General features: G+C 56.4%; 21 protein-coding genes. 7 read left to right on the forward strand and 14 right to left on the reverse strand.

Annotation, left to right across the window (positions count from 1 at the left end; translation table 11 throughout):
- Positions 1-258: a glutaredoxin 3 gene (gene grxC, locus LZG00_12165; protein ID MCF3594750.1), complete on the reverse strand. Its 258-nt coding sequence runs from the start codon at positions 256-258 to the stop codon at positions 1-3.
- Positions 259-295: 37 nt separating this feature from the next.
- Entirely contained in the window at positions 296-1,015 is a 720-nt protein-coding gene (locus LZG00_12170; GenBank protein MCF3594751.1) for a ComF family protein, read from the reverse strand.
- A 24-nt stretch (positions 1,016-1,039) separates the two neighbouring features.
- On the opposite strand from LZG00_12170, the gene LZG00_12175 reads away from it, so the two are divergent.
- On the forward strand, positions 1,040-1,861 hold the full coding sequence (locus tag LZG00_12175; GenBank protein MCF3594752.1) for an SAM-dependent methyltransferase: 822 nt from the start codon (positions 1,040-1,042) through the stop codon (positions 1,859-1,861).
- Positions 1,862-1,916: 55 nt separating this feature from the next.
- Positions 1,917-2,981: a ferrochelatase gene (gene hemH / locus LZG00_12180; protein ID MCF3594753.1), complete on the forward strand. Its 1,065-nt coding sequence runs from the start codon at positions 1,917-1,919 to the stop codon at positions 2,979-2,981.
- 78 nt (positions 2,982-3,059) lie between these two features.
- Here the strand turns inward: hemH and LZG00_12185 are convergent, their stop codons facing one another.
- Complete coding sequence (locus tag LZG00_12185) at positions 3,060-3,239, reverse strand: hypothetical protein (GenBank protein ID MCF3594754.1); 180 nt, start codon at positions 3,237-3,239, stop codon at positions 3,060-3,062.
- 149 nt (positions 3,240-3,388) lie between these two features.
- The gene (locus LZG00_12190; GenBank protein ID MCF3594755.1) at positions 3,389-3,985 is read right to left on the reverse strand and encodes a L,D-transpeptidase; all 597 of its coding nucleotides are present in this window, start codon (positions 3,983-3,985) and stop codon (positions 3,389-3,391) included.
- A 168-nt stretch (positions 3,986-4,153) separates the two neighbouring features.
- Between LZG00_12190 and LZG00_12195 the strand changes: the two genes are divergently transcribed.
- Positions 4,154-4,666, forward strand: coding sequence for a CAP domain-containing protein (locus tag LZG00_12195; protein MCF3594756.1), 513 nt, complete (start codon positions 4,154-4,156; stop codon positions 4,664-4,666).
- A gap of 9 nt (positions 4,667-4,675) precedes the next feature.
- Here LZG00_12195 and LZG00_12200 read toward each other — a convergent pair whose 3' ends face one another.
- The 5 genes from LZG00_12200 to LZG00_12220 form a co-directional block, all read right to left on the reverse strand.
- The gene (locus LZG00_12200) at positions 4,676-5,167 is read right to left on the reverse strand and encodes a L,D-transpeptidase family protein (GenBank protein ID MCF3594757.1); all 492 of its coding nucleotides are present in this window, start codon (positions 5,165-5,167) and stop codon (positions 4,676-4,678) included.
- Between the two features lie 73 nt (positions 5,168-5,240).
- Positions 5,241-6,479, reverse strand: a complete 1,239-nt coding sequence (locus LZG00_12205) for a class I SAM-dependent RNA methyltransferase (protein ID MCF3594758.1) — start codon at positions 6,477-6,479, stop codon at positions 5,241-5,243.
- Between the two features lie 5 nt (positions 6,480-6,484).
- Positions 6,485-7,645, reverse strand: a complete 1,161-nt coding sequence (locus LZG00_12210; protein ID MCF3594759.1) for a CCA tRNA nucleotidyltransferase — start codon at positions 7,643-7,645, stop codon at positions 6,485-6,487.
- A complete protein-coding gene (locus tag LZG00_12215) occupies positions 7,642-8,247 on the reverse strand; it encodes a CoA pyrophosphatase (GenBank protein ID MCF3594760.1) in 606 nt (201 codons plus the stop codon). The genes LZG00_12210 and LZG00_12215 overlap by 4 nt, the downstream gene beginning before the upstream one ends.
- The gene (locus LZG00_12220) at positions 8,234-9,232 is read right to left on the reverse strand and encodes an Hsp33 family molecular chaperone HslO (protein ID MCF3594761.1); all 999 of its coding nucleotides are present in this window, start codon (positions 9,230-9,232) and stop codon (positions 8,234-8,236) included. Before LZG00_12220 ends, LZG00_12215 begins: the two co-directional genes overlap by 14 nt.
- A 75-nt stretch (positions 9,233-9,307) precedes the next feature.
- Here LZG00_12220 and LZG00_12225 point away from each other — a divergent pair, with 75 nt between their 5' ends.
- Positions 9,308-9,751: an NUDIX hydrolase gene (locus LZG00_12225; GenBank protein ID MCF3594762.1), complete on the forward strand. Its 444-nt coding sequence runs from the start codon at positions 9,308-9,310 to the stop codon at positions 9,749-9,751.
- Here LZG00_12225 and LZG00_12230 read toward each other — a convergent pair.
- Entirely contained in the window at positions 9,733-11,016 is a 1,284-nt protein-coding gene (locus tag LZG00_12230) for a SpoIIE family protein phosphatase (GenBank protein ID MCF3594763.1), read from the reverse strand. The two genes, LZG00_12225 and LZG00_12230, sit on opposite strands and share 19 nt — an antisense overlap.
- A 181-nt stretch (positions 11,017-11,197) precedes the next feature.
- Between LZG00_12230 and LZG00_12235 the strand changes: the two genes are divergently transcribed.
- Positions 11,198-11,533, forward strand: a complete 336-nt coding sequence (locus LZG00_12235) for an Hpt domain-containing protein (GenBank protein ID MCF3594764.1) — start codon at positions 11,198-11,200, stop codon at positions 11,531-11,533.
- Between the two features lie 3 nt (positions 11,534-11,536).
- On the opposite strand, the gene ilvA is transcribed toward LZG00_12235, so the two are convergent.
- Positions 11,537-12,784 (reverse strand): threonine ammonia-lyase IlvA, encoded by a 1,248-nt coding sequence (gene ilvA, locus LZG00_12240; protein MCF3594765.1) that lies wholly within the window; start codon positions 12,782-12,784, stop codon positions 11,537-11,539.
- Between the two features lie 102 nt (positions 12,785-12,886).
- On the opposite strand from ilvA, the gene LZG00_12245 reads away from it, so the two are divergent.
- Positions 12,887-14,119, forward strand: a complete 1,233-nt coding sequence (locus LZG00_12245; protein ID MCF3594766.1) for an argininosuccinate synthase — start codon at positions 12,887-12,889, stop codon at positions 14,117-14,119.
- 128 nt (positions 14,120-14,247) lie between these two features.
- On the opposite strand, the gene LZG00_12250 is transcribed toward LZG00_12245, so the two are convergent.
- From LZG00_12250 to LZG00_12260, 3 genes are all read right to left on the reverse strand, one after another.
- Complete coding sequence (locus tag LZG00_12250; protein MCF3594767.1) at positions 14,248-14,961, reverse strand: HAD family hydrolase; 714 nt, start codon at positions 14,959-14,961, stop codon at positions 14,248-14,250.
- Between the two features lie 64 nt (positions 14,962-15,025).
- Complete coding sequence (locus tag LZG00_12255; protein MCF3594768.1) at positions 15,026-15,313, reverse strand: hypothetical protein; 288 nt, start codon at positions 15,311-15,313, stop codon at positions 15,026-15,028.
- A 2-nt stretch (positions 15,314-15,315) separates the two neighbouring features.
- Positions 15,316-16,224, reverse strand: coding sequence for a D-amino acid aminotransferase (locus tag LZG00_12260; GenBank protein ID MCF3594769.1), 909 nt, complete (start codon positions 16,222-16,224; stop codon positions 15,316-15,318).
- A gap of 154 nt (positions 16,225-16,378) precedes the next feature.
- Between LZG00_12260 and msrA the strand changes: the two genes are divergently transcribed.
- Complete coding sequence (gene msrA / locus LZG00_12265; GenBank protein ID MCF3594770.1) at positions 16,379-17,041, forward strand: peptide-methionine (S)-S-oxide reductase MsrA; 663 nt, start codon at positions 16,379-16,381, stop codon at positions 17,039-17,041.
- Positions 17,042-17,044: the final 3 nt, after the last annotated feature.

Raw genomic sequence — 17,044 nt, forward strand, 5'->3', positions numbered from 1 at the left:
TCAGCCCTCCAGCAGCGCGTCCAGTTTGCCGGCCCGCTCCAATGCATAGAGTTCATCGCAGCCGCCGACATGAATGTCGCCGACAAAGATTTGCGGTACCGTGTGGCGGCCATTGGCGCGCTGCATCATTTCGGGTTTGTGCGCAGGATTTTCCAAGATGTTGAACTCGGTGAATTCAGCGTCTTTTTCTTTCAAAAGCCGTTTGGCGGCGTGGCAGAATCCGCACAGCGGAGAGGTGTAGATTTCTATCGTTTTCATGGCATTGGTCCTCGACAATCAGTTCCTTGTCTCGGATTTAATCACCCTTTGCAACGCGCGCCAGTGTCAGCGCCGAAACGTCACGTGCCCCAGCGGCCAGACAGGCCTCGGCGGCGCCGGCCATGGTGGCGCCCGATGTCAACACGTCATCAACCAACAGAACGTGCTGCCCAACCATGTGGTGGCGGCGCTTCGGGTGGGCGCTTATGGCTCCGCTAAGCGTGCTGAAGCGGGCGTCAAAGCTCTTTCCTCCAAGGCTTTCAGTTCGAACCCGGCGGATTAGAAGGTCAGGGCAATAAGCAGCTTTTACGCGTCGCGCCAGAGCGCGTCCCAGCAGCGCTGATTGGTTGAATTTACGCTTCAAGAGCCGGGTCCAATGAAGCGGAATAGGCGCAATCAGAGTGTTTTCGCTCAACAAGGGCTGCGCCGCCCGCGCCAGCCAAATACTCGCAGGTTGGACAATATCATGCCGATCGCCGTGTTTCAGAGCGAGGATCAGTCTGCGACCATTGTCTCTGTAAACAAAAGCGGCCCGCCCCCGGCTCCAGGGTCGTGAAGTAGCGCGGCAGGCATCGCAATGCTCTGCTTCATCCGATTCCCCCGGCAGTGGTACGCCACAAGAGTCACAGCATAATCCTTCGATAAAAGGGGTGTCGCGCCAACATGGCCCGCATAGGCCAAAATCGCTTTCGACACGCTCACCGCAAGAAACGCATTGCGACGGGTAAAGAACCCTTAACGCCGTTTGAAACTTCAACGAACTCCCCCTATTCTCGCGCTCATGTCACAGCCACCTATCCTGTTTGATCGTCAGGCCCTCGCCCTCAATCGCGCACGCGCGGCGAAGCGGTTTGAATCGTTTCTGCACACCATCGCCGCCGATGAACTCAAGCATCGGCTTTCCATGGTTAATAAATCGTTTAATGCACCGGTGATTGTGACAGGTCATGGCGATTTCTGGGCTGAAGAGATGCCGGGGATGGGGATTGTCGAAGATGACGACGTGCTGGCTCTTACTCCTGGCGCGCATGATCTTGTCATCCACGCGATGGCGTTGCACTGGGCCAACGATCCGGTTGGTCAATTGATTCAAAGCTTGCGTGCGCTGAAACCCGATGGGCTGTTCATGGCGGTGAGCTTTGGCGGCCAGACGCTTCATGAGTTGCGCGCCGCGCTGGCACAGGCCGAAGCCGAAGTGGCGGGCGGGCTTTCGCCGCGCATTGCGCCGATGGCAGAGATTCGCGATCAGGGTGCGTTGTTGCAAAGGGCGGGGTTTGCGCTTCCCGTGGCGGACAGCCTGACGCTGAACACCAGCTATGAGTCCGCGTGGCACCTGATGCGTGAGCTGAGTGCAATGGGTGAGCAGAGCGCGCTTGTAGCGCGCCCGCGCCGCTTTACGCAGCGGGCTGTTCTTGAACGCGCCGCAACCCTTTATCAAGATGCCTTTCCTGAAGAAAATGGCCGTGTGCAGGCCACATTCGAATTAATTTTTCTGGCCGGATGGGCGCCAGACCCCAGCCAGCAGCAGCCTTTGCGCCCCGGATCGGCGAAATCGCGACTTGCGGATGCGTTGGGGGCGTTTGAGATCCCGCTGAAGGATTGACCCGGACGCTACACCCCCTATGTCAACATGAAGCAACTTCAGACAGGGAATATGGATGACTATTGAGACAAAACCCGGCTTTGACGTTGCGCATGCGCCGACAGATCATCCCGCACTACCGTCTGAGAAGACAGGTATTCTTATTGCCAATCTGGGAACGCCCGATGGCTATGATTATTGGTCGATGCGGCGGTATTTGAACGAATTCCTCTCGGACCGGCGGGTGGTCGACTATCCTGTGTGGAAGTGGCAGCCGCTTTTACAATTGATTATCCTGTCGAAACGGCCATTTACCTCCGGTGCGGCGTACAAATCGATCTGGAATGAAGACAAGGGTGAAAGCCCGTTGTTGACCATCACCAAAGAGCAGACGGCTGCAATCGCAAGGGAGATGCACAGTCGTTTCGGCGATAGTGTGATGGTCGATTTTTGCATGCGCTACGGTAATCCTTCGACTGAATCAAAGGTGCGTGAAATGGTGGCAGCGGGGTGTTCCAGGCTGCTCTTCTTTCCGCTCTATCCGCAGTATGCAGGCGCCACAACAGCAACGGCCAATGATCAGTTCTTCCGCGCCTTGATGAAAGAAAAGTGGCAACCCTCCGCGCGCACCGTTCCGGCCTATTTTGAGAATCCGAAGTATATTGATGCGCTGGCCCAGTCGATTGAGCGGGCCTATGACGGGGCAAAGATCAGACCTGAACTGCTCGTTGTGTCCTATCACGGGATGCCACAGCGCTATCTTCGGGAAGGCGATCCCTATCATTGCCAGTGCCAGAAAACCACGCGACTTCTAAAAGAGCGTCTCGGGTGGGACGACACGAGTATCACCACAACATTTCAGTCGGTTTTTGGCCGCGAGGAATGGTTGCAGCCCTATACGGTGAAAGAGGTGGCGCGATTGGCAAAAGAAGAAGGTAAGACCAATATCGCGGTGATTGCGCCGGCGTTTGCCGCCGATTGCATCGAAACGCTGGAAGAAATCAACGAAGAAATCTGCGACAGCTTTGTCGAAGCAGGCGGAAAGGACTTTCTCTATATCAGCTGCCTGAACGATGATGCCGCTCATATTCAGGTGCTTTCCGATGTGATTTCCGAAAATATCAAGGGCTGGGCGATCTGAAGCGTCGTCCGTAAGATAGGCAAAAGAAAAGGCGGTGGAAAACCACCGCCTTTTCAAACTTAACAGTAGCTGGACGTATCAGTCCATTGCCACCGCAACGATTGCCGCCAGAACCAGCAGCGGAATGATGATGCCAGCAGACGAGCTAGCAGCTTCTTCCACGATAACCGGGGCTTCGATGATAGGGTCGGCCATAGAGCCGGCATATGCGGTCGAAGCAGCAGCGGTCAGAGCAGCAGCGAGAACGAGTTTCTTCATAGTATCCTCCAGAAATTCGCTTGCCGTCTCAAACCCATAGGGCCAACGGCAAGCACCCAAGACTTACCTCGTGACTCTCTCTAACCAGCAAAATTCGGGGAATGCAAACCCAACTTGTGGCTCTTAGGGCAGAGGCGCGCAAAATGTCGTCAAATTAGCAACACTTGCGTGCCTATGGTGCACATAGCGAACAGTTCAGAGATGTGTTCGTTGTAGAGCCCGATGCATCCGTTGGAGGATCGACGGCCAATCTTGCGCGTGTCATGCGTGCCGTGAATGCGGTAATAGGTCCAACTGAGATACATTGCATGGGTGCCCAGCGGGTTGTCAGGGCCAGGGCCTACAAATTCCGGCCATTCCGGGTTGCGCTTACGCATGGCCGGAGTCGGACGCCAGCTGGGTCCGACCACCTTGCGCACGACACTGGTTCGACCGCGGCGCGTCAGATCTTCAGTAAGTGGAACGCTCGTCGGATAGAGCTTGTAGGTCGAATGATCTTCCGACCAGAAGTGAAGCGCCCGCGAGGTGATGTCGACCAATACCGCGCCGTTGTTGAGATTGTTAAAGTAAGGCTCCCAGCTAAGTGAGCGGAAGCTAGAAATATTGCGCCGGACGGTCTCGCTGATGTCACGCTCAACTTCAGTGGTACTGTCGTTATCGACAGCCCGCACGATTGAGGGTGTTGCAATCATTGCGGCACCGCTTGCAAGGAAGCCGCGGCGATTGAGTTTTCCATAATCTTTCATCTCGTCATCCTTTTGGCTGACCATGAATGCCAGAGTTATGGCATATTATGGCTCGAATGCCGCAGTCGCAAATCAAACCTCCGTCAATTGGCCGACTCACGCTTATGTGGGTTTGAATGGCAACGCCGGGCGGGTTATGGCATATAAAGTTTAATTGGATGGTATGAAATGGCGCGACTTCTCGGTGTTCTGGTCTCTCTTTTGCTGGTTCTTCAAGCTTGCACAAGTACAACTTCCCCGCAAATGGGGGCCGACGGCAAGCCATTGCCGCGGCTTTATCGCATTTCGGCAGGATCAACGGCCAAGATTCAGTATCGGGTGCTCGATTCTGTAAATGCGTTGCGCCAGGCGGCTGGCGTGCCGGCGATTCAGCTTGATGCCAAGCTAAATGCGGCTGCTGCAACGCATGCGCGCGATATGTCGGTGCAAAACCGCCCGTGGCATTTTGGGTCTGATGGGTCTTCCCCGATCGATCGTGTTGCCCGCGTAGGCTATCCCGGCGCGATGCTGGGTGAAACGATTTCTGAAACCTACGAAACCGAGCTTGAAACGCTGGGTGCGTGGATGGAGCAGCCTGACACCCGGGCTGTCATCCTTGATAAGCGCGCGGCCAACATGGGTTTTGCATGGTTTCAGGAGCGCAATGGCAAGATCTGGTGGACGATGCTGATCGGTTCCTGATGCTTCTGCCTAGGGACGGATCGTGATTGGCGTGCCGTCGCGCACCATCGCATAGATTTCTTCGATTTCCCGATTGGTCACGGCGATGCAACCTGCTGTCCAGTCGCGCCCCCCCTTTCGGTTCTTCCAAGGACGGCCGTGAATAAAGATATCGCCCCCTGGGCTCTTGCCAATGGAGCGCGCGAATTCGCGATCCTGATTGTTGGGATAAGAAATGCCAATCGATAGGTGGAATTCGCTGTTGGGGTTGCGTCGGTCGATTCGGTATTCGCCTTCTGGCGTGCGTCCATCCCCTTCGAACGCCTTATGCTCCGTGGGCGCAAAACCGAGACCGACCGAATAGCTCTTGAGAACCTGATCGTGGTGCAAAAGGTGCATTTTCCGCTCGCCCTTGGCGACCAGAACTCGGGTCACCTCGGGGCCGTTATAGGTCTTGAATTTGCTGCAACCTGCCACCGTGGCGACAAGTAGCACTGCCAAGAGAATCTGGAAAATACGCATATCGCTGTCCGTCGATTTGATTTTCGGCAGTCTTACTGAAATTTCGGTGCCCAAAGTAGCTCTTTTTTGATAATCACGCCGATGTGAGGGTGAAGCTGGCCGCCAATTCAACATGCGAGGACCAGCGGAACTGATCGACGATCTGTACCCAATCAAGCACATAGCCCGAATTTACCAGCGTTCTGGCATCGCGTGCGAAGGTGATCGGATTGCAGGAGACATACGCAACCTTTGCAATATGCGCCTGCGCTAACTCGGTAATCTGTGCTTCGGCCCCGGCGCGCGGTGGATCGATAACACAAGCGTCAAAACTGGCCAATTCGTCGGACAGGAGCGGGCGGCGGAAGAGATCACGGGCCTCGCTGGTGACAGATTTGAGACCCAAAGCCTTGCGCCAGCCTTGGTCGAGCGCGTGTATCATCGCCTGACTACCCTCAACCGCATGAACCTCGGCGTGTTCCGCCAGCGGCAGAGCAAAGGTACCGCATCCGGCAAAAAGATCGGCAATACGCGCGGCGTCCTCGGTGATCTCGCTTACGGCCGAGAGCAATGCGGCTTCTCCTGAAAGTGTTGCTTGAAGGAACGCCCCTGGCGGGGGAACAACGCTCGCTTTGCCAAAATTCTGCATGGGCGAACGGTGTGTCGCAATGATCTCTCCATTCCATGCCAGTCGGGCCAGATCGAATCGCCCCGCCTCCTGCGCCAGATTGACCAGCATCGGGCCGTCTGCGGGCAAGCCGCCTTGCACGGCGACATCCAGCCCGGCCTTTGAGAGCGTGGCCGTCACGCTCAGCTCGCCTCTTCGGCTTGCCCCGATGCGTGCAAGGGATTCGGCAATGGACAGCGTTGGCATCAGCTTGGGATGCAGCAACTTGCAATCCGAAACTTCGATGATCACATCAGAGGCGCGGGCGTGAAACCCGGCCATAGCGCCCTTTTTGGTTCGACGCGCGGAGATCGTCGCACGTCTGCGCGAATGGGGTTCACAGGTTATCAGAGGGCGAAAATCGGTTTCGAGACCCTGCGCATGCAGTGCATATACGACCAGATCGTGTTTCCAGCTTTCCACGAACGAATCGGCAGCGTGTTGAAGCTGACAACCGCCGCAGGATTTGAAGTGACGGCAGGGCGGCGAAACGCGGGTTGGCGATGGCGTGACCACTTTGATGTTGGTCAGGGAGGACCCGCTCAATACGCCCGAAACGGTTTCGCCCGGCAGAGTAAGCGGGGCAAATATCGGCCCGTCTGCTATACCGTCGCCGTGCAGGCCCAACCGCTCGATCAAAATAGTGCTTTCTTCTGATCCGCCCATGCCGCTCACTCTTCCGGTGTTCCCAAAAGCTCTGCAGCGCTAAGAGCAAAGCCGGAATTGATCCATTCGGTTTCGAGCTGTTTAAGCCGCTGACCGAGTGCCGGGCCCGAAAGTTCGGGCATCAGATCGGCGGGTTTCACGGGAAACCGTGCCAACGCGCCACTTTGGCAATCGGCCAAAGATTCCTCGGCAAGTGGTGTTTCGAGCAGTGCAGCTCTAAGCAGGAGGATGTCACGAGCTTGATCAAAACCGAAGAAATACCCCAACCGCATGGGGATTTCGGCGCTTTCTGACCCAGCACGGAGAACGGATAGTCTTTGAGCCTCTTTCTTGGAGAGACGGAACCGGCTGATTGGATCTTCGCCACCGATCACCGCAAGTCGTCTTAGCGCGTCTGGCGCGATGTCATGCAGCGTTTCGAGATGCACAAGCGGGCCGATCGCCTTGTCATCGGCACCGGGCAGAATGCGGTGTAATACGCCTGTTGCCCGCATCGCCGCTAAGGATTGCGCAGGGTCCGGGGCGCCGAGCAGCTTTTTCATCTCCGCTCCAACACGCTCATGTGACAGACGATCAAGCCCCTCCAGATTCTGCGCAATCGCGGCCAAACCGTCTTGATCCAACCCACCTTGGGGGTCGCCATACCAAGCGTGGAACCGGAAAAACCGCAGCGTTCTGAGGTAGTCTTCACGAATCCGGTCATCTGCGTTTTCAATGAAACGAACATACCTGACCTGAAGGTCGCCAAGCCCGCCCAGCGGATCGATAACCGTGCCAGAGGCATCGGCATAAAGCGCGTTCATGGTAAAATCACGACGGCGCGCATCATCTGCTACATTGTTTGAAAACGCGACAACGGCGCGGCGGCCGTCGGTTTCGACATCGTGGCGAAAGGTGGTCAATTCGTGCGGAATACCCTTGGCAATCACGGTAACAGTGCCATGATCTATACCGGTAGGAACAACCTTGAAGCCTGCCTGGGTCTGGATTTCCGTTACCACCTCTGGGGTGGCGTCAGTTGCTATGTCGATATCTCCCACCGGCACGCCGAGAAGGGCGTTGCGCACGCACCCTCCGACGAACAACGCCTGATAACCTGCATTTTCAAGCGCATGGCAAACCGCTTGGGTGTGTGGGTTGGTTAGCCATTCGCCGGTGATATTCATTCCGCGCACATGCTGTTGGCCAAGCTGCATAGGATGCGAGCCGTTGCCCCCCAGATATAGTAGGGGCCGAACGGAACCGTGTAGTAATAGCGCCGCCGTCCGAGCCAATATCGCGATTGGATGCGATAGCGGTCGGGATTGCCGAGAAGATCGAGCGGCACTTGGAACACTTCATCGACTTCCTGCGGCTCGGGCAGGTATTCGAAAGGTGCGCGCACCCGCCCAAGGACTGGCGTAACGTTAAAACCAGTGACCGTTTCGTGCGAGGCCATCGTGCCCAGCACTTCGACATTCGATGGAACGAGCCCGATTTCCTCATGCGCCTCTCGAAGCGCGGCTGCCACGGCATCGGCATCAGTATCGTCCTGTTTTCCACCGGGAAACGCAATTTGACCGGGATGATGTTTCAACCCGGATGCGCGTTTTGTCAGGATGACTTCAACTTTATTTTCGCGCACAAGAAACGGCACCAGAACACCAGCCGGACGCAGTTTGCGACTTTCAGGCAGATCTGTTTCAGGGTTCAGATCGAAATCGGATGATGCCTTGGCACCGCGCGCCAGCGCGGCGGACACCATTTGAAGGGGATCAGACTGTGCCATCCCCGTTCCCATCTGCTTCGAAGCCAACTGTTTTCGGGTCAAGATCATAGTGTTTTCCGCAGAACTGGCAGTCTGCGGTAACGCGACCCTCATCGGTTGTCATTGTTTCAATGTCGCGCGCAGAATAGATCGACAGGCTTTGGCGCACCCGATCTTCCGAGCAGGTGCAGCCGAAGCGCAGCGTTTGCGAATCGAACACTCGGGGGCCTTCCTCGTGAAACAAGCGCACCAACAGTTCATTTGGCGGAACCATCGGACCGATCAACTCCAGATCTTCGACGGTATCGAGCAGCATGTTTGCGCGTTTCCAGTTCTCGCCGTCATCCTCGTTCAGAAGATCGTCTGAACGCAGCAGGCGGGCGGCGGTTTCGTCTTCGATCGGTTTCAACAAGGGCGAAGACTTGGGCATATGTTGCAGCATCACACCGCCAGCGCGCCAATGTTCAGCAAGGCCGGGTTGGGTGGATTTCCCAAAGCCGAGTGAGAAACGCGTCGGAAGTTGTTCGGATTGGGCGAAGTATGCCTCGGCACAATCCGAAAGCGAGTTGCCTGCAATCGGCGTAATTCCCTGATAGGGTGTCATGCCCTCGCCTTGGTCGATCAGGACTGCGAAATAGCCCTCGCCAATCTGTTCAAACGGCTTACCAGAGGTGATTCGATCCTGATCAAAACTTGCGTAGGCACGTATCTTGGCGCTGCCGCCTTCTTCCTCGGGAGCAAAGTAATCAGTCGCGATCATCCGGACCGGACCTTTCGACTGCACTTGCAAAGACAGCTTCCAGCGAAGTTTTATCGTCTGACCGATCAGTGCGGTCAGCAATACCATTTCGGCGACAAGTGCCTCTACTGGGGCTGGGTAGTCGTGTTGGCTTAAAATGCCGCCAAGCACGCCATCAAGACGGGCAACGCGCCCGCGAATGTCTGATCTGTCAAGTTGGAACGGCAGGATCGTGTCGTCCCACGCGATTTTCTGTCCAAGCGTCATGGGGTTTCCTTAAAGGCCGGGTGTTGGCATATCGCGTTGATATAGGGCCGACAAGGGGGGCTCCAAGGAGAGTGGATGATAAAAAGATTTGGCAGACCTCCGATACGTGGTCAAAAGTATGTGCTGCGACGTGGCGTTTATGCTCTTTTGCCGATGGGTAAAGACCTGTTGGTGACCTTTCAGGATGCTCCCTTCGAGGAGTTTCAATTACCCGGTGGCGGTATAGAGAGCGGCGAATCACCGATACAAGCCTTGCATCGCGAAGTGCGTGAAGAAACCGGCTGGCGGATTGCTAACCCGCGCCGACTGGGGGCGTTTCGACGATTCACCTATATGCCGGAATACGATCTCTGGGCTGAAAAACTGTGCGAGATATATGTCGCTCGACCAGTGCGCGCGCTCGGCCCACCGATGGAGATTGGTCATCAGGCGGTATGGATGAGCATTCGGAGCGCGGCGCAAGTTCTTGCGAATCCGGGTGACCGACATTTTGCCAATCGCTATGCAGGCGGACTCTGAAACTCGACCAAAATAGCCGAGATGTCGTCAGGGAAATCACGGTCACCGGCAAAATCCGACAACTTCCAGGTCAGCGCCTCGAGAAGGGGGGGGCCAGAGGAATCGGACAGCTCTCGCATTATCTTTTCAAGGCCCTCTTCTTCAAGCAGCTGACCAGTTGGCGAAGGGCATTCGACAATACCGTCTGAAAAGATCAACAGGCGATCTCCGGGCGCCAGTATGGTTTCAAACTCATCGTATTGCGCGCCCGCAATCAGCCCGACGGGAAGCCCACCCGGTCCGCTCTGAACTATCTGGCCATTACGTCGCTGTACCAAAGGATGCGGGTGTCCCGCCTGCGCCATACGTATCCGCCCGGATTCGAGGTTGAGATTGGCCAGAAGCAGGGTGAAATAATGCTCGGTTTCCATCTCTTCCAGCACGAGTCGATTGAGATGCTCGATCACCTTGGCGGGCGCAACCGGGCGATACCCGCCGCCCGGCGCCTCTTCCATGGCGATATTCTGTTCAGGGGAGGCGGACGACAAATACCCGGCGAGTCGAGCGGTCATCAGCGCAGAGCTGATTCCATGGCCAGAGACATCAATTGCAAATAGTCCGATTCGCTTTTCGTTGATCTGAAAGAAGCCAACCAAATCACCGCCGACATGCCCACTTGATTGCAACAACAGGGAAACCTGGGCGCTTGCAAAGTCATGGTAATGCTCGCGCACCAAAGATTGTTGCAGCTTCTTGGCCTCCAGCAGATCACTGTCGATTGAATCGTAGAGCGACTGCAGTTCTTGCAGAGTTGCGGCGACCAAGCGGTTCTTTTCGGTCAGTTCGCTTTCCATTCGCAAAATGCGATCCCCGGCTGTCAGCCGCGCACGTAACTCTGCTGGGTTAACTGGTTTGGTCAGGAAGTCGTCGGCACCATTGTCGAGTCCCTTGGCAACCTCGTTCTTCTCGCTTTTTGACGTCAAGAGAATGAAATAGCCATAACTCGACCGTTTCATTTTGCGGAATTCCTTGCAGAATTCCAGACCGTCGATTCCCGGCATCATCCAGTCGCTGATCACCATATCCGGTTCGGTCTGGGCGCAGATCTGCAAGGCCTGTTCACCGGATTCCGCCTCGAGAACATGATAACCCCACCGTGATAGAGAGGCTTGCAGAATCCTGCGTTGCAGGCGGCTGTCGTCAACGACCAGAATCGTGCGCGCACAGGCTGAATCGGCCTCGGTTCTTGGTGAGCATTCCTGTGTATCTGAAAGGAGCTGTTTCATGAGTAGTGACGCGATAGACCGTGTTTGGACAAGCTTTCTCTCTGTATAAATGCGGAGATTTAACAACCCGTGAAATCTAAAGTTTGCGGAAGTTCCGCGGCCAAATTGGAATCTGAAAACGCGGTCTTAACCCTTTTGTCGCAAAGTTTTCTCATCGCAGGTGCGACAATGGGGCTTCACGATGATCGACTGGCAAAAGGTTACGGAACTAAGAGAGGACATCGGAGATGAGGATTTTGACGAGGTATTAGACCTGTTTCTAGAAGAAGTTGACGAGGCGGTGCTGGATTTACGTAAAGATCTGGCGGATGGAAACGCACTCGAACGCTGTTTGCATTTATTGAAGGGTAGCGCGTTGAATCTCGGCTTTCGCGAGTTTTCCAATCTCTGTTCCGAAGGCGAAAAAGCCGCAGCAATCGGTGCGTATCATCGCATAGATTTGGGCGCGATTACCGAATCCTATGATCGCTCCAAGTGCAAGTTTCTGGCTGAATTGAAAGCACGGCTCGCGGCTTGATCGTCAGATCAGGAACCCAGACAACACCTCGTCGCGGGTGATATCCTGATAGGTAAACCCGGCCTTGTTGAGGCGAGCAAAGAGCGCATCGAAATTCTCGGGTGCCAGGGTTTCAATGCCGATCAGGACCGAGCCAAAATTGCGTGCGGATTTCTTCAGGTATTCGAATCGTGCGATGTCATCATCCGGACCAAGAATGCCGAGGAACTCTTTGAGAGCACCTGGGCGCTGCGGTAGGCGGAGGATGAAGTATTTTTTCATGCCCAAATAGCGTTGCGCACGCTCCTTGACCTCAGGCAAACGTTCAAAATCAAAATTGCCGCCTGAGGTAATGCAGACGACCTGTTTGCCCACGATCTGATCTGCCACGTCGACCAACGCATCAATTGCCAGCGCGCCGGCGGGTTCAAGAACGATGCCTTCGACATTGAGCATTTCGAGCATGGTGGTGCAGATACGATCTTCGGGCGCATTAAAGACGGTCTCGGGCGGGGTGTCGGCGAGAATCTGGAATGGGCGGCTTCCGATCCGCGCGACGGCGGCGCCATCGACGAAGCTATCCACCTTCTTGAGTGTGACCGGCGCGCCCGCGTTTAGCGCGGCGGCAAGGCTTGCCCCACCAGAAGGTTCGATCAGGGAATAGCGCACGGTATCGCCGAAATATTGCGTCACGCCCGCGGCAAGACCCCCGCCACCAACGGGGAGGATGATGTGATCCGGGGCGCCGTCAAATTGATCGGCGATTTCGACAGCAACGGAAGCTTGACCCTCGATTACATCAGCATCGTCGAACGGCGCCAGAAAATGCCCGCTATGGGCGGTGCAATAGCGCTGCGCTTCGGCCAATGTGTCATCGAAATAGTCACCGACCAGTCGAATCTCGATTGTGTCGCCGCCAAATATTCGGGTTTTCTGGATTTTCTGTTGCGGCGTTGTCACCGGCATGAAGATTACACCACGCACGCCGAAATGCTGGCACATGAAAGCCACCCCCTGCGCGTGGTTGCCCGCAGAGGCGCAAACAAAAAGCCGAGACGCAGGCGCCACATCGAGCACCTTGCGCATCGCGTTGAACGCACCGCGCAGTTTGTAAGAGCGCACAGGCGACAGATCTTCGCGTTTCAACCAAATGTCGCAGCCAAACCTTTCGGAAAGATGAATGTTGCGTTGCAACGGCGTTTGGGGGAACACCTGACGCATGGCGCGTTCGGCCTGACGGGCGCGGGTATGAAAATCTTGTTGAAAGCTCATGGTCTTCAATAGGCGTTGCAGATCGCCAGAAGCAAGCCCCGCGCCTTGCTCTGCGACGCAAAACCCGATAATCGCGCCGTGACGATATGAAGGGAAAATCCAATGTCTGCGCCGAAGAAAGTTGTGCTCGCTTATTCCGGGGGTCTTGATACCTCGATCATCCTGAAATGGCTGCAAACCGAATATGATTGCGAGGTGGTGACATTCACTGCCGATCTGGGGCAGGGTGAAGAGCTGGAACCAGCGCGCAAGAAGGCAGAACTGCTTGGGATTAAACCGGAAAATATCTTCATTGAAGATGTGCGCGAAGAGTTTGTGCGTGATTTTGTGTTCCCGATGTTTCGCGCCAATGCGCAGTATGAGGGGCTTTACCTGCTGGGCACGTCGATTGCGCGGCCGCTGATTTCCAAGCGCCTGATCGAGATTGCGGCCGAGACCGGGGCCGATGCGGTGGCACATGGGGCTACGGGCAAGGGCAACGATCAGGTGCGCTTTGAGTTGGCCGCTTATGCGCTGAACCCGGATATCAAGGTGATCGCGCCGTGGCGGGAATGGGATTTGACCAGCCGCACCAAGCTGCTTGATTTCGCAGAGAAAAATCAGATTCCGATTGCCAAGGACAAGCGCGGGGAAGCGCCGTTCTCGGTTGATGCGAACCTGCTGCACACCTCGTCCGAGGGTAAGGTTCTGGAAGACCCGGCTGTGGATGCGCCCGATTATGTCTATCAGCGCACGGTGAATCCTGAGGATGCGCCGAATACGCCGGAATTTGTCGAGATCGGCTTTGAAAAAGGCGATGCGGTGAGCATCAATGGCGAGGCGATGAGCCCGGCTAACATCCTGACAAAGCTTAATGAATTGGGCGGAAAACATGGCATCGGGCGGCTTGATCTGGTTGAGGGTCGGTTTGTCGGAATGAAGTCGCGCGGGATCTATGAGACACCTGGCGGGACTGTTCTGCTTGAGGCGCATCGTGGTATTGAGAGCATTACGATGGACCGGGGTGCGATGCACCTGAAGGACCAGTTGATGCCGCAATATGCCGAGCTGATCTATAACGGGTTCTGGTACAGCCCCGAACGTGACATGCTTCAGGCGGCGATTGACAAGAGCCAGGAACACGTGACCGGGACCGTAAGATTGAAGCTTTACAAGGGCTTGGCGCGGACCGTGGGCCGTTGGTCAGAGCATTCGCTTTATAGCGAAGAGCATGTGACCTTTGAGGATGACGCCGGTGCCTATGACCAGCAGGACGCAGCGGGCTTCATCAAGCTGAACGCGCTGCGCCTGCGGCTTCTGGCGATGCGTGACCGGAGGCTTTCGGGAAAAGGTTAACCTATCTTTTGCCTGGCGAATCGGGGGGGGGTGACTCCCGGCTGACATTTGGCTGACTCCCGGCTGCCGTCTGAGCGGGCTTGCCCGCCAGCGACAGCGGTTAACGCAGCGTGCGGATCAACGAAGGGTTAAAGCTTCTCAGCGGCGAGTTTGCGGTAGGAGTCCATCGCTTGTTCGGCCAATGCGGCGGCTTCGGGCGCGAGATAGGGAAGCGGGCCTTCTGCCGGGGCAAAGCCGGTGGAGCGATGCACCGCGCCATACCAATGCGCCGCCCAGACGCCATCGTCTGCATGACCGCCCGAAGGCCAAGACAGCATCGCGGGAGTCCAATCGAGGCCAATGGCGGCACAAAGACGCTTGAGCATCTTTTCGGGATCGCGACGGATATCGGAGCTGTCGATAACCACGGGGGTGCCGCCCGACGCGCAGACATGGTCGAAGAGTTCGCCCTGTTGCAGGAAGCCGATATCCATGATCGACGGGTTTTCATATTTCGCTGAGAAGCTCGCAACCACGCGGGCGGGGTGGCGAATGAGGAAAACATTGCTGACCTCGGACATCCAGCCGCGCGGCATGCCGGGGATCATGTGCTGGGTCATATGCTTTTGGTAGAAATGCGACTTTTGGGCAGGAATAGAGCCTGTTAGGGCTTGTTCCACCGCTGCCGGATCCTGCGGTTGCGCGGCGAGAATTTCGGCGCGCATCGGGTGAGCGAGGCCGGTTTTTGCCAGGTAGGCGGCATAGAACGGCTCATCCACCACGGCACAATCGGGGCGGGCGGCGAAGGCATACATCATGGCGGTGGAGAGGTTGCGGGGGCCGGACCACATTGCGATACGCATGCTTGAAGACCTTTGTGAAATGGTGTGCCGTGGAGGCATCTGTTACGGGATGGTGTGTGGGCGATTATTCAGTAATGACGCCAACGTGACCGCATTCGGGATGCGCCCCAACTTCGTGAAAGATCACATCAAGGCCGGGTTCGACCGTTGCTTTCTGCGTGCCGTCTTTCAGTGTCAGAATCACATCGAGCTGGTGAGATTGATAGACCGTGTCGACTCGGCACTTTGCGAGCAGTGTTTTGGCCTCGTCCCAGGTGATCTGGTCGAAGGTCGGGGCAGTGTTGGTTGGCTGAGGCTCCATGCAGGCGCTCAGAGCCAGGGTTACGGCGGGAAGAAGTAGAAGTTGTTTCATGATCAATCCACGCTACTTTGAATAAGTGATTTGTAGAGGTGTCGAAGCCTCTCTGTTACCGGACCCATATCTCCATCGCCGATTTGTCGGCCGTCGATCGACGCCACGGGGGTTTGTGCGCCGAAGGTGCCGGTGAGAAAGGCTTCATCGGCGCCGTAGGCATCGACCAGCGAATAATTGCGCTCAAACACCGGGATGTCGTTGGCGCGGCAGAGGTCGATCACTTTCTGGCGGGTGATGCCGTTCATGCAATAGTCACCCGTGCTGGTCCAGACGGCGCCTTTGCGCACGATAAAGAAATTGCAGGCATTGGTGGTGTTCACAAAGCCATGCACGTCGAGCATCAGGGCCTCATCGGCGCCGGCCTTTTCCGCCGCGATGCAGGCCAGGATGCAGTTGAGCTTGGAATGCGAGTTGAGCTTGGGATCCTGTGTCATCGGCAGGCCGCGAATATGCGGCACCGTGGCAAGGCGGATCGGGCGCGGAATGGAGGGGCGCGAATGCTCCATGATGATCGTGATCGTGGGGCCTTGGCGGCTAAGCGAGGGGTGTTGGAACGGGCGGGTTTTCACACCGCGGGTGACCATAAGGCGGGCGTGGGCATCCGTGGTCATGGCATTGGCAGATTGGGTCTCTAACAAGGCTGAAATGACCTGATCCCGCGTCATGCCAATGTCGAGATCAATGGCTTTGGCAGCCTCGAACAGGCGATCCATATGCTCATCGAGAAAGGCCCATGTGCCGTCATAAAGGCGCAATCCTTCCCATACGCCGTCGCCCAGCATGAAGCCGCTGTCATAGACCGACACAAGCGCGTCAGCCTTGGGGACGAGAGAGCCATTGAGCCAGATAAGGATCGATTCATTGCGGGCGTCGTCCTGAGCCTGATGGGTGGTGACGTGATCTTGCATGCGGCGCGCTCCTTTGTTGCGGGCAGGCTAAAGCGTTTTGTGTCAATGCCAAGGGGTCACGTGTGCTCACCACTGCGTGACATCTGGTTTCATGGGATTGGCGAAACGGGTTTGACGCGCCATCGTGGGGGTCGAAATGTGAGAGGACCGTGTCATGATCAAATCATTGCGAAACCTGAAGCCGATTATCCTGAGCCTGCTGATCGCGGTGGCGTTGCTGTTGCACGGTCACAAGGCGGATGCCGGACCGCGCGAGACGTTGATCGTGGCGGGCGGTTGCTTCTGGTGTGTTGAGGCGGATTTCGAGAAGGTGTCCGGCGTGATCGAGGCGGTGTCAGGGTATACCGGCGGCACCGTCAAGAACCCGACTTATAAGCAAGTGGTGCGTGGCGGAACCGGCCACTATGAGGCGGTGAAGATCATCTTTGATGCGGGGAAAGTGAGCCGCGAGACCCTGCTCAACTTGTTCTTCCGCTCGGTTGATCCGACAGATGCGGGCGGGCAGTTTTGTGACCGGGGTGACAGCTATCGCACGGCGATTTTCGTCTCTAACGCAGCGGAAAAGGCGATTGCCGAGAAGGCGCGCGCCGAGGCGCAGAGCGCTTTGGGGCGGAAGATCGTTACGCCAATTCTGAATGCGGCGACGTTTTATGAGGCCGAGGATGACCATCAGAACTATTACAAAGGCAAGAGCCTGGTGCTGACGCGGGGCGGGCCGAAAACGCAGGCAACCGCGTATGATTTTTATCGCAAGGGATGTGGCCGTGACGCACGGGTGAAGCAGCTTTGGGGTAGTGCGGCGCCGTTTGCCGGCTAGTCA

This window comes from Rhodobacteraceae bacterium LMO-JJ12 (assembly GCA_021555075.1).
GTDB lineage: Bacteria > Pseudomonadota > Alphaproteobacteria > Rhodobacterales > Rhodobacteraceae > JAKGBX01.

Excerpts from the sequence above, each read along its gene's own strand:
- msrA (MCF3594770.1), top strand. The coding sequence starts at position 16,379 with ATGATCAAATCATTGCGAAACCTGAAGCCGATTATCCTGAGCCTGCTG.
- LZG00_12205 (MCF3594758.1), bottom strand. The coding sequence starts at position 6,479 with ATGGGCGGATCAGAAGAAAGCACTATTTTGATCGAGCGGTTGGGCCTG.
- hemH (MCF3594753.1), top strand. The coding sequence starts at position 1,917 with ATGACTATTGAGACAAAACCCGGCTTTGACGTTGCGCATGCGCCGACA.
- LZG00_12230 (MCF3594763.1), bottom strand. The coding sequence starts at position 11,016 with ATGAAACAGCTCCTTTCAGATACACAGGAATGCTCACCAAGAACCGAG.
- LZG00_12185 (MCF3594754.1), bottom strand. The coding sequence starts at position 3,239 with ATGAAGAAACTCGTTCTCGCTGCTGCTCTGACCGCTGCTGCTTCGACC.
- LZG00_12220 (MCF3594761.1), bottom strand. The coding sequence starts at position 9,232 with ATGACGCTTGGACAGAAAATCGCGTGGGACGACACGATCCTGCCGTTC.
- LZG00_12250 (MCF3594767.1), bottom strand. The coding sequence starts at position 14,961 with ATGCGTATCGCAATGTGGTCCGGCCCCCGCAACCTCTCCACCGCCATG.
- LZG00_12215 (MCF3594760.1), bottom strand. The coding sequence starts at position 8,247 with ATGGCACAGTCTGATCCCCTTCAAATGGTGTCCGCCGCGCTGGCGCGC.
- LZG00_12210 (MCF3594759.1), bottom strand. The coding sequence starts at position 7,645 with ATGAATATCACCGGCGAATGGCTAACCAACCCACACACCCAAGCGGTT.
- ilvA (MCF3594765.1), bottom strand. The coding sequence starts at position 12,784 with ATGAGCTTTCAACAAGATTTTCATACCCGCGCCCGTCAGGCCGAACGC.
- LZG00_12260 (MCF3594769.1), bottom strand. The coding sequence starts at position 16,224 with ATGCAAGATCACGTCACCACCCATCAGGCTCAGGACGACGCCCGCAAT.
- LZG00_12235 (MCF3594764.1), top strand. The coding sequence starts at position 11,198 with ATGATCGACTGGCAAAAGGTTACGGAACTAAGAGAGGACATCGGAGAT.
- LZG00_12245 (MCF3594766.1), top strand. The coding sequence starts at position 12,887 with ATGTCTGCGCCGAAGAAAGTTGTGCTCGCTTATTCCGGGGGTCTTGAT.
- LZG00_12200 (MCF3594757.1), bottom strand. The coding sequence starts at position 5,167 with ATGCGTATTTTCCAGATTCTCTTGGCAGTGCTACTTGTCGCCACGGTG.
- grxC (MCF3594750.1), bottom strand. The coding sequence starts at position 258 with ATGAAAACGATAGAAATCTACACCTCTCCGCTGTGCGGATTCTGCCAC.
- LZG00_12255 (MCF3594768.1), bottom strand. The coding sequence starts at position 15,313 with ATGAAACAACTTCTACTTCTTCCCGCCGTAACCCTGGCTCTGAGCGCC.
- LZG00_12225 (MCF3594762.1), top strand. The coding sequence starts at position 9,308 with ATGATAAAAAGATTTGGCAGACCTCCGATACGTGGTCAAAAGTATGTG.
- LZG00_12195 (MCF3594756.1), top strand. The coding sequence starts at position 4,154 with ATGGCGCGACTTCTCGGTGTTCTGGTCTCTCTTTTGCTGGTTCTTCAA.
- LZG00_12190 (MCF3594755.1), bottom strand. The coding sequence starts at position 3,985 with ATGAAAGATTATGGAAAACTCAATCGCCGCGGCTTCCTTGCAAGCGGT.
- LZG00_12175 (MCF3594752.1), top strand. The coding sequence starts at position 1,040 with ATGTCACAGCCACCTATCCTGTTTGATCGTCAGGCCCTCGCCCTCAAT.